Source organism: Legionella birminghamensis (assembly GCF_900452515.1).
In the GTDB taxonomy this organism is placed as follows: domain Bacteria; phylum Pseudomonadota; class Gammaproteobacteria; order Legionellales; family Legionellaceae; genus Legionella_C; species Legionella_C birminghamensis.
On record NZ_UGNW01000001.1, the window covers coordinates 3,126,948 to 3,139,948 of the forward strand.

Consider the following 13,001-nt stretch of genomic DNA (forward strand, 5'->3'; position numbering starts at 1 on the left):
TCCCGCGATGTAGACTCAACCGTATTCCCGCGATGTAGACTCAACCGTATTCCCGCGGTGTAGACTCAACCGTATTCCCGCGATGTAGACTCAACCGTATTCCCGCGGTGTAGACTCAACCGTATTCCCGCGGTGTAGACTCAACCGTATTCCCGCGGCAAAGACCGCGGGACCCACATGATGCCTATTCCGGGTATCAGTCTTGTGCCTCTTCACTCTCTATTTTTTGGCAATATTGTAAAATTCAAAGACCATGTTCGGCCACCAGACATAGGCCCCGCGGTCGCAGCCGCGGGGATTCGATTGCTAATGCATTAGCTATCGAATTGAAACAGTCTAACCCAAATTGTATTAGCACCGTTCGGCCTGAGACATAAGCTGAAGTTTAGCTGTCTAAATTTGTGAGGATCACTCAGACATGGGTCCCGCGGTCTAGTCCGCGGGAATTCGATGGTTGGCTCGCTTTCTCGTATCACCGGTGAAGAATAGGCTTCAGGCCAAACAAGTTTCTGCTTTTCTTAATATTTCTTTAAGGAAATCCGTCTAAACTAGTACAAAATTTTATCTACAGGATTCTTCATGTATACTGATATTTTTCCCAAGCTTCGCCAGAAATACAATTTCGATAATTTTGAAGAAATCATCGGCGCCTTGGAAACACATTTTCATGGCGTTTTTAATCTGGCTGTTTTGGAAGAGGAAATCAAACATAAAAGACAAGGCAGTTATACTGAATTCTTTGATAAAATTATTTCGCAACTAAACTCGCCAAAATTATTTACAATCGGGGAAGTCAGTCAAAAAATCTCTGAGATCCTGCAAACGGATGAATCGGTCAGAGATTGCTTTTTGAAGCGAATAATTTTTGTTCCCGAACTGGAAGGCAAACCTTCAGCACAGCTAGCTTTTCTTGAAAAGACGGCAACAGGTCAACTAAAACCCGCAGAGCCGGTCACCTATATGGATATGCTCCGACTTGCTGAACACCTAAAATCATTAGCTAAAAAGCAATACAATACCCTGCAATTTGGCGTTTTTAATCTCCTGAATATTTCTGAACAAAAATCAGGGCAAATCAAATCTCAGAATGACGCCCTGATCGTTAATTTTAACCGTGATCCCAAGGGTCTGGCCAAATGGGGAATTGTTGATCTGCGTGATAAATACAATCCGCAGATTTACTGTGAGACCCCGCTTCTCGAAGTAGAGAAAAAGGAGTTGGAAAAACGCTTGTCTATTGAATTTAACGAAGTCAGTGCGCGAAAGGCAGTCAATCTAATTTCAACCGGTTACAGTGCTATCGCCTGGCTGGATCAAAACATCGCCAAAGCCTGGAATTTCGATGTTTCCTCTGATTTTAATTCTCTTTTATCATGTTATGTATTTGCCCAATTCAGGGGGGACTCAAGCGGTATAAAATATCGTTTTAAAGAAGATGAATATAAACGTTTTTGTACTCCTGAGTTCAGAAAAGCCAACGCGGCAAGCTATGCAAAATCAGATTATGAGAACAGATGGAATGGATTTGCGCCAATAAAATACACCGCAATTTCCGCCCTGCCTGAGGTTGCCGGTGAAAAAATCACCCTGAACAGTATTGTGGATGTTATTCGCATTGCCGGTGGAAAAGACTTTGGTCAGAAACAGTTTGATGCCCATTGGAATCCGGCCTATCGCTCCAATATTCCCGGATTCATCCGTACAATGACCCAATTTGGCAAACCGCCCGCTTTAAAGATAGAAGAGGGCCTTGCCGTTTTAGATGTACCCAAAGAGATTGATGAACGTAAGCTCAAGGCTGCGCATATACGCGCTTGTTCTGAGACCGACACAAACAGCTATTTTTTCAAAAATCTGTCGCTTTCTCCTTCTGAAGACTTTATTCCACAAAGAGACATTGCCACCGCAATGGTAATCAATACTTTTCGCGGTCAGTCCAAACAGCCCAGGCTTAAAATCAACCTTCCGCGCTTATTTGATTTGAATCAGGCAGAGTCTCACTTAATCAGCAAGCAGGTTGAGGATAATGCTTATCTCACTGAACTGGATATTAATGAAGACAACGTTTCTTTGAGACTACTCAAAGAGGAACTATTACCGGTACTGGGCCGAAATCGCTGGCTTAAGGAATCAGGGTATTTACCCCCCATGATTGACAACTACTGGCAGCGCGTTGCCCGCTACTGGCTACTGCATTTAAATGCAGTTGATGATTTGTCCGGCAATAAGAATGAACATAAAATATTCAAACAATGCGTCGAAGATATGGGCTCCAAGGGATTGCTTGAAGTGCTTTCCTTTTTAAAGGATGCCGATCTCAGTGAGAATCTCCTAAGCATCTATGGCCGTAACCGCCCGCTATTTTATCTTGCCTGCCAGCAGCACGAGGTGAAAGAATATCTACATTTATTAACAGAACATTTAGCCAATGGCTATGCTTTTCCCTTTAATCAGTTAAGTGCGGCCTATCAACCAGGCCATGATAAATCCTATCTTAAATTGCTAGGATTCATTAATGAAAAAGACAGTTTTGAACAAATTCATCTGACGGAATGCTTACGCCATAAACAAGCATTTGCCGGTTTTCTGCGCGAGCTCGCCAAAGAAGCTCAACGAGGCGGCTGGACCGGATTAATTGTTATCCCGGAACTTGAATGTGAAAAAACAGCCACTGAAGAATTCAGGGAATTACGAGCTCTCTATCGTCAGGTAAATAACGTCATCCTTAATAACCGCCATCATAAACAAGGCGCTGAATTATCACAGAAAATTAAAGAAGTCAGCGAATTTGACCAGGCCAAACACGAGCATCTGCCGCTGGAGCCTAAGGCTCCTCAAGAAAATGAACCCATTGCCCTGCGCTTTGAAGCAGCAGACCAGGGGCCCTGGCCTTTACAGCGCGGCGGCGGTGTCCAGTTGCAAATGCAGCAACAACAGGAAATTCAGCAAAATCGCCAGATGCAGCAGGAACAGCAGCGCATGGGCGTGCAAGTTATGGAAGAAGTGATCACCAGCGAGCTGGTCACTTATAAGAATATTGATAAATTACTCGGCAAATACTTTGAAAATTATATCGCGGAAAACCCCTGCGATGTTCAAAGATTCGCAAAGCTTGGCATCGACGGTGAAAGCCCCTTGGAAGCATTCTTCCATACCTGGATCAGTGCAGAGCCCACTGTCAAGGCGAGGCATGCCATTTCCGCCATGACCCAGGACGCAGCAAAAATGCTGCTTCGCTACCATAGCCGGGTATCTTCCGGTTTAAGCTTAACGAACCTACCCAAGGGCTTTTATACACAACGCTCCAAAGATGGACAGCTAATTCTTTGCTATAACACTGAAGTGGGCTATACCTGCGGACCCACTACCCCGCTGACCCTAAACCTGCAGGTTACTAAACCAGCGCAGGAATTTTGGGAGGGCGATTTCCGCCAGTTTAATATTGACTTTTATCTGGATAACCATCCTCCCCTTAAAACTGCTCAGGATTTTCAGACATTGGTGCTTTTTGAAGCATTACAGCCGCCAAAGAATTACAAAGACGACTGGAATAAATTCAAGAGGGAAAATCCAGGTATTGCTGCCATGATTAAGGATGAACGCCGTGTCCTCCAGCATTGGCAAGTATTTATTCAAGCCTGGCAATACGATGGTGTAAAAGGGATTGAAGCGTTTCTTGCCCTTAAAGATCATGAGTTGTTGTTACAACTTCCCCAGGCCTGCGATATTTTATTTTCCCGACAGCCCGATTTAGCCGAATGGACAAAAGCCTGGGCTCAACGAGGTAAAGCGAACGAGCAAACCCTGCGCGCCATTGGCCAGGTTTATTATCGCTATGGGGATGAAACATTCAGTCTGTTGATTGCTAAGTTCCGCCAGATTGAGAATAAATTAGGCACTCAGTTTTTTGATGCCTTTCATGCCGAAGTGTTAAGCAAAGCTGATGATTACAATTTTTACATTACACCGGCATTCTTCAACGCGATTGACAGCATGATTAAGCACTTGTCATCTGCCAAATCCCAGCCGCAGCGAGAAGCCTGGCTCCACTTCTGCAGCAAACATTTAAATCATGTGCCCGCAGAACAGACCGAGGTATTGTGGAAAGCCTTTGATCATTTTGTAAAAGAACTCCTTGATATGGGACTATCCTTATCCGGCGATGAGTTTGCGCAATTGGAACCGCAAAACATGCTGGTAGCAGTGGATCGCATACTCAACTCCCTGCGCAGTTTACCTGCCCTGGAAGAGAAAACCCGTTTCTTAAAATCGCTGCACAAGCTGGATTTGAGCCATGGCGGGGTTCACTATGCCATTCAACAGGAACATTTTAAATATTTTGACGACGATCTTGAATTACACCATTTTAAGCATGGCAAACCGACTTATGGACCAGAACTTCCTGAAATCTATACCTGGACATCCACAGAAGCCGCTTTAAATATCAGGAGAACCCTGGCATCCCGAGCGCAGTTCAGCCATGATGATTTCACCCTGCTAAGCGACAAACTGGCGAATAGTCAGTTAATGTCCCGCCATCAGCTTCTTTGGCTTCTCTATACCCAATATGATGTCCGCCAAATGCCGGCAATCATCGATAAAGTCCAGAAATTACCTCTGCCGCTGATTGCCAGTATAGCCAGCCATCTACATCAGGCTGTTTTTCGCTTTGGCCACGAACAACTCAGTATTTCCCTGCAAACGCTGGAATCAGCGCAAGACCTCCTCCAATCAGCAAGGGGGCAGCAATTATTGTTCTCGTATCCGCATGGTAATTTTCTTGAGGCTTTGGACATATTGTTTGAAGGCGACCAACAACCGAGGATGGAAGATTTCCTGAAGCTCTTTGAAGCCAAAACAGTTTTCAAACCCGACTACCCGCAATTCTTGCAATTGTCCGCCCATAAAGCAGCTACACTGTTTGGCGCATTAACAGAAAATCAGTTTAAAGACTTCATTAAAACAACCGAAGGCCTGACTTTAGCTGTAGTTAATGAATTGGAATTGTTGCTTAAACATTTACTTTCGATTAACTTCAGCCAAGGCAACCCTCAGGCACTTTATCAAGCGAAGAACTGGGATGATTTCCTCAAAACCATTGCGGAAATGAATAATAAACCCGTCAATCGGACTGCCATCCGCAAAGCGTTTATCAACCAACTGGCTGATCAGGGCATCGTATTTAAATATTCCCGTTCAGGAGAATTCCGCAACCTGACTGAGGAAGACCGACCAGAGGGACTCGGCCTGTTTATCGATCATCAACACCGCCTGTGGACCTTCCTGAAAAACCACATTGTGGTGCCTACAGAAGGCAATTCCAGCGATGCCTTGCGTCCACTCATGGCCTTTTTTACGCGTTTGCAACTCAACCGAACCTATCTGAATGAGGTAGAGCCCTTACTGGCCATTCTTGAAAAAACTGCAAAAGACCAGGTCTGGAGCGCCAGTTATTTCAGTCAGATTCTGGATGTGTTAAAACCCGAGGATGAGCAGGTTGCTTTTCCCCTCGACATGCTGCAAGTCATTCTCAAAGATGAGTTACTGAAAGCCAAACCTCTTGATAATGCAGAAAAAGAATTTCCGCAAGGCTTGATCCATCCCTTAAAAGGCATTCTTAAAAATAGCGTTTTCAGCCGCGAACAACAGACCGCCCTCTGTCAGCTTGCGCTGAAAGAATTTCAATTCACCCGAAGTACCGCGCTGCTCAATGAAACAATTAATCTTTTGTCTACTGAAAACCACGCTCCCAGCCGTGACTCAGCCCTGCAGATACTAAACAGCAGTCCAAACACTGTAGCGCTTGAAAATCGCTTTGCTAAACTGCGGCAACTACTGAATCATGCGAGCAGCAATGACTTGGTCAGAGGCATTTGGGAAAAAACAACTGCACTGTGGTTAAGAGCTATGGCAGCGGATTCACGGGAAGAAGGCCTGTTTAATCAGATTATGGCTAAATTTGGCGATGATCAAAGTGATCAGCGCGCTTTGATGTTTCACATTATTGCTTGGAGCAGCCTGCAACCTGGACTGCGTGAGAAAGAATCCTATGAATATGAGTTGGACCGTAAAGCGCCAAAACTGATAGAACGCTTAAGCAAACTTTCTCTGGAAGAACTCGGTGCATTGGCTGCCACTTATCCCAAACAACCCTCGCCAGGGGCTGATGACTTGATTCGCCTGCTTAGACGGGCTGATGCCGGCAGCGATTTTAAAACTGAATTATCAAGCTTCTTAAAAAACCCGCATCCTGAAGTCCGTCCGGACTACAGTCACGTGGCCAAAACCCGCGCCGCCGATCTGCGCCGCATGTTTAATGAAACCCGGGTGACTGACGGCAATGTTAATCGCCCTTTAACAGCCACGGAAATTGCCAGAATCAGCCTGATGTTTGCTGAACTGAAACAACTGGAGACAGGAGAGTCTTTTGTTGAAGGCTGTAAAAAACCCATTTCGGAATTGAGCCAGGATGAACTGGCTGAAGCATTTCACCGTCTATGCAAGAGTCCAGCCAGTGACAGCCGCCAGACGCAAATCTGGGCATTGGAGTTTCACGCTCTAGGTTTAACAACCCGAAAATACCCCCACATGGCGCAGCAATTTGCCCTGTTCGCCAATGATGTCGCCATCACTGCGCCAAGCAGAGTCCTTCGCCTGTCAACTGGGGAAGGAAAAAGCCATTTTGTGGCAATGCGCGCCGCTAAAAAAGCAGCACAGGGGCAAACCGCTACCGTTTTCACTGCCAAACGCAGCCTGGCGGTACGGGATTTGGAGGATTATCAGGCTTTCTATGATTATTTGAAACTGAAGGCATCTTCACTTAGCCCCAAATCAAGCCGCGAAAGCTATACGGATTTTCCCATCCATTATACAACGCTTGGCGACTTATCCCTGTTTCTGGATGAGCAAAGCTATCAGGGCAAGCCCATCGAAATAGATCCCGATAGAACGGAGGGATTAGGGGATGAGCTCGATTACACCTACTTCGAAGAAGGCCGTAAAACCGAATTTAATTATGCACGTCCGACCGGCCGCACCCCCAAGCAGATGATGTGGTTTTACCAAGCCATGAACGCCTTCTATAACTTATACAAGGAAGACTTGCAAAAAGAAGGAATTACCCAGGAAAGCGTCAATGCGCTGCTGCTCTTTTTAACTGAGAAAGCGAATGATGATGAGGACAGAATCAACTTCCTGTCTCAATTAGCGCGTGACGGGCTACAGCTGGTGAGCTGGATACAGTCCGCCCATGATGCCGCCGCTATGGAGCGAGGCAGCAATTACTCAGTGGTAGAGGAAAATGTTCAAATCGGGGAAGCTTCCTATCTGTTAAAAGAGATTATTCCGCTGACCTCCAGTAACCAGAAATCCAAGGGCTCTACCTTTAGTGCCGGCGTCCATCAATTATTGGCGGTACGCCTTAATGAGGAAGCTAAAAAGAAAAATGAAGCACAAAATTACCACGTGCATGCAGAAAGTCATATCATCAGTTCACAGGTCGCTGCCAAGCTGCTGCGAAACCTGTGGACACGCTGGGAAGGTTATACCGGTTCGGTATCCAGTTCACAGGCGCAGGCTTTGAACAAAGAGCAAAATACCCAGGTGTTGCAGGTGTCTACCAACCAGCGTGATTTACGTTACTGGCATAAGGCAAAATTTTATCAGAACGCTGATCAACGCATTGAAGCCATGCTGCAACAGCTCAGACACTGCATGGAAAACAAACAATCAATATTGTTCGCCTGTAAAAATGACAAAAAAGTACTTGAGATACAAGCGATCCTGAGAGCGCGTTTAACCCAGGAAGAGCTCGCTAACATTATTTTCTATACCAATGAAGACGAAGAAACCAGCAGTGAAATTCTTCAGCGCAAGCAAGAGATGGAAAAATGGAAAGGCGGCAAAAAACAGAATGGTATCACCCTAGTTGCTTCCGGCTTTGGCCGCGGCGATAACGTCGGGGTGGAAGCAGTCTTTATTTTTGATACTGGCGATGTAAATGACCTATTGCAAACAGGCGGCCGTACCGCGCGAAATGGCGAAGAGGGGCAAGTCTTTCAGTTCTACATTGAAAATGAACTAAAGCAGGAACGCGATAAATTGTGGAATATCATTACCCGTACACGCGGCCTTGACCAAGACAATATCAGAAAAAACCTGGACGCAGTTGCCGGTGAGACTGAAAATGCAAAAGTTTTTGAACAGGTTATGCTGCTCCGTGAATATGTATTCACCTTGCAAAACTCGGCCAATCAAGGCTTTCGTGCAGGCCTGGCTCAATTTTCAGGTTGGGGGATGAGTCTCATATCAACCTTCCTCGATCCGGGACAAGCCTCTGAATTTACCAGTATGCTGACTCGCCATCTTAGCGGTCTTGAGAAAAAATGGCTGAGTATTTCAGCAAATGAAGATATTACCCCTACTGAGAAAGTCCGTGAAATTGAAGCAAAAATCAAACTCACCGCTGATGATTTAGAGGCTAATTATCATGAGTTGATGGGTACGGACGCAAATATTCCAAAATTTAACTTAAACGAGATGCGCGACATCGAATTGCTCATTAAGCTGGAAGAATATCAGCCATCCAGTAAAACTACCCGCAATATGGCCACTCTGGGTGCAATTATCTCTGCCTTGTCTTTAAACATTAAAGATCAGGACGTTTTAGCCAACATTCCTGAACAGTTGCAGATTCTGGCCACCGATGCCGAGGTTTTACAAAACTTTGTCAATGATGCTGCCAGATTTCAAACCATTGAGCAACTTAGCGAACAGTTAAGTATCCGCGTACTGCAAATCACTAAAGCCTCTGAATTACATGGTCAAATTAAAACCGGCGGCACTGTTATTCCTAAGGCAGAAGAGGTGCTTAAAGGCGTTTCATCCCATAATCGCCAGTCATTTGTTCGATTAAGCGGAAAGCTATTGCCTTCACTTCAACAACTGCTTGGAGAATGGCTGATAGAGCCCGGTATGATTGATGAAAAAGACCGTGTTGAAAAAGTATTGCCTCTTCTTGACTATTTGAGCGGCTTTTCACAAAGCGAACAGTTACGCTGGGCTGCGCTCTATTTCGAGAACCTCGACAACCTGCTTCTGGATACTCCCAAGGCGAGTATGTCGCGCCGCTTTTCAGGTCAGGCAATGAGTTATGGCGACAATGAAAGCCTCTGGCATCTTGCCCACGCTTTCCCGAATCATGAAGGCGAACTCTTTGATCTGCTGAAAAAATCGGTTCAAAGTAATTATACTCATCGTATCCGCATGCTGCGCCGTTGCGAAGATTTGATGACGCGTTTGCCGGAACAGGATAAAGAGCTATTCCTACGACAATTTGCTGCTGCGATGACGCAGTTTTCAGAGGGCGTTAACTGGGATACTTTTAACATACTCGTGAAGAAAACCGAAAGATGGTGGAATCTGAATGACGGTCAATATCGCCCGGAACTGCAAGCCATGTGGCGCTCACTGGCTCAGGACTTAACAGAAGCCCAGCTTCCGGCCATTACCAGTGCCCTTTCCCAACCAGGAAAAGCATGGTATCAAGGCGTGCAACTGGCGGTTACCTCACCCGAGGTCATTGGAGATTTAAAAGCAGCCCAATGGAAAACCTTATACCAGCTGTGGGTAAGTGATTATCATTTTACAGCAGAACAGCAAAAACAATCTGCCACGCTGATGCACCCCTTGCTGGAATCGCTGAAACCCGATGAAGACCAAGCCCCAGCATTGACCGGCCAGGTCCTGCAAAACTATGAACAATTCCTTCGTACAGCAAAGCAGGAAGGTCACACTGAACTTGGCAACGCGTCTGCCTGGTATTTATCAAGCATACAAACTATGCCGGCCATTGTGAAAGAGCTGAATCAGTTTGTTAACAAACCACCATTCTCACTGCAGAATTTACAGGCAGTTCTTGAGCAGTATCCATTTAATGAAACCGCGAGCCAGGTTTTACTGCACAAAGCGAATGCGTTGAATATGAATCTTGCTGACTTCACTTTGTGCTGCCAATCCCTAACCAGCGCTAATTGGTCCAAACAGGGTGAGAGTAAAGGCCAGCTGGAACAAGGCTTGCAGACTTATCTTCAATTCCTACATGCCGCGAGGCATCAGCAGCATTCAAGTTTAAATAACGGATCTGACTGGTATCTTGAGATGCTCAAAAAGCGGCCTGAAGCCAGCCAGGAATTAATGAATTTTGTCCATACTCCTTCTTTCAGTCTGCAGACATTGCAAAAGATTCTGGAACAATATTCGTTTAGCAATATTGGACTGAAACATTTGCTGACACTGGTCAATCAGCAAAAAATGCAGGCTAATGATTTTGCAATGTATTGCCAGGCCCTCTCTTCCGTTAACTGGTCAAGAAATGAAGAAACAGAGGAAACACTAAGCCAAATTCTGCAAGTTTATTCCAAGTTTTTTGCATCCGCCAGGATAGAAAAGCATACTCAGATTGAAGAAGGTTCGCATTGGTTCCTTTCCATGCAGTATTTAGTGCCTGAAGCTCGCGCCGAATTCCAGGGTTTTGCTGCAGCTCCAGCATTCAAGCTAGAAACGCTGCAACAGAAATTAACCCAGTATGCTTTTGGTAAAACGGGCACCCGATTACTACTGCAATTGGTTAATAGCAAGCATATGAGTGCTGAAGATTTCTCTATCCATTGCGAGATACTCAAAGCTCAAAACTGGTCAACACAGGAAGAACCTGTCGAGGATCTTGCCACTGTGCTGGAAGCCTGTACGCAATTTATTGAAACAGCGAAAGCGCAGAGTCATACCGATATAGTCAAGAGCGGCGTCTGGTATCTTGATTTACTGAAAAAGAGGCCTGTGGCCAGCCGTGAATTAAAACTGGCTGTTTCGCATGCACGTATCAATTTGCAGGACTTGCAGAAATATCTGGAACAATACGCATTTAGCGATGCAGGCATCAGGCTTCTGATTTCTGAATTTAATCAGCTTTGTATAAGCGTCAACGACTTTCCTCTTTACTGTCAGGCCTTGGCTTCGATCAACTGGTCCTTGCAAGACGAATCAGACACTCAGCTTCAACTTACTATGGAAGCCTGTACCCAGTTCCTTCAGGTCGCTCAAGAGCAAAATCACAGCAATCTGGGCAATGGGCTGTGCTGGTATCTATCGCTGCGCAACAGAATGCCTTCTTTACATAAGGAGCTGGAAGAGCGTGTGGAAGACAACAGGTTCAGCCTGGAAGACTGGCAGAGCGCTATGGATAATCAGTCGTTGACCGAAGTCGATATCTGGACTCTTCTACGCGTGGCTAAGAAGCTCAAGCAGGATTTCAAAGAATTTTCAGTCAGCTGCCAGTCTCTGGGAGTGGTCAGAAAAATTGTTGCGGAAAGCGACTATTTAAGCCTGAGCGATAAAAAGCAGTTTGATGACGACTTAAGCTCCTCATTCGCCCATGCCTCTGCATTGCCTGTCTTATTCAAGGTATGGATTGACTTCCAGGATAATATCAAAGCAAATCCAGCTAGCTTATTGCAATCTTTACAGTATTTGAGACTTAAAAATATAAGCCCTGAAAAGCTGGAATTGCTTAGCCGTGCATTATTTATGGCAGTAGGTTCTGAGCCTAAATCAAGCCCTGAGGAGTTATCCTACATTATGCAAGGCGTTAATCGCTTTCAAAATGAAACGCCTGAGAAACTCAAAAAGCTCAATCGAATTCTTCAGGGCTCGGATAAGCTGCCTCAGGAGCAATACCTTTATGACAATTTTGTATCGTATTTAGCTAATACAGCTGGCTCAGAACAGGAAGCAGTGAAAGATATGGCTGAATGGTTTTACGAAAAAGCCTCGGATTGCCATGGCGATGTTGAAGTAATGAAGGAAAATGCCAACCGCCAATCCTGGTACCTATTTGATAATACGACAGCCAATCAGGCAAGGAACAGGGTGATGTGGATGCATCTTCTAAACCATGGTGCTTTTGTTAATTCGGACAAAGAGGAAACACGGCGAATTAACTGGTCAAACACTAAAAATCAGGCGCTGCTTGAGCATGGTCTTAGACACTATACCATTGAAAGTAAACGTTTACTGGCACAAAAACCCAAAAGCAGCTTGGGCCTGGTCCGCGACCTGAGCACAGAGCAGCAGCAAGGTTTACTGAAACTCGCTAAGGAATTGTCGATTATCGGCAAGCCGCAGCTTGATCTGAAGGCGCTTCATGGGCAAAAAGAGAGCCAGAAACTATTGAGCAGCCTGGAAAATAGTCTGGGCCAACTAAGCAAGCAATATAGAGGAGCATGGTTTAAATCCAATTCGCGCAAGGAACAGATTGACAGACTACAAAGCCAACTGCAGGAGCAAGGTATGGCGCCCAATCAGAATCGCTATATCGAATTCTTGAATGTTCTTCGTCAAGTCAGGCAAGACATTCTGGCTGAAGATATTACTGAAAATCAGACTCGCAATGGCAGGAAGATGAACAGCAGCGGTCATAGCCGATTGTTGAGCACCGTTAACCAGATGGAAGATCAGGTCGTCAGGCACTGGGTACAAGATACCAGCGTGTTGCAGGATTTTCAGGTCTATCAGACTCGTTGCAAGGAAGACATCGTCGCTTTAACCGCTAAACTGACAGAAGCGGCTCAAGATTATATGGATGATATCTGGGCTAGAAATGGTATGATGGACAGGCTTTTCTGGAAAAAAGCCAATGCTGATGAGAGAGCACGTCTCGTGTCTCTGCATTGTAAATTATCAGACTTTATGAAGGCTTACGAAGGGAAGCCTCAAACAATGCGTAGTGAGGATCTGACTGATCTGATTAAGGCACTGGAAAATGATCAGCGAAAACTTCCTGGCCACATGCAAACACTGGTCACTGAAATACTCAGCCGCGCGAAATCTCTGGGTACGCATCTCATCCAGAACCAGGAAGAGCCGCATCCAGCGAGTCCCCTCGACAGAGGAATGGCAGGAGGATGAGCGATCAAATTCGAAACTGTGCGTCGTCTAGCCGAATC

1 protein-coding gene is annotated in these 13,001 nt (G+C 45.5%); it reads left to right on the plus strand.

Features of this window, described 5'->3' with window-relative positions:
* Positions 1-579 precede the first annotated feature (579 nt).
* Positions 580-12,963 carry a DEAD/DEAH box helicase domain-containing protein gene (locus DYH42_RS13355; protein WP_058525047.1) on the plus strand — a complete coding sequence of 4,128 codons (12,384 nt, stop codon included), beginning with the start codon at positions 580-582 and terminating at the stop codon, positions 12,961-12,963.
* Positions 12,964-13,001: the final 38 nt, after the last annotated feature.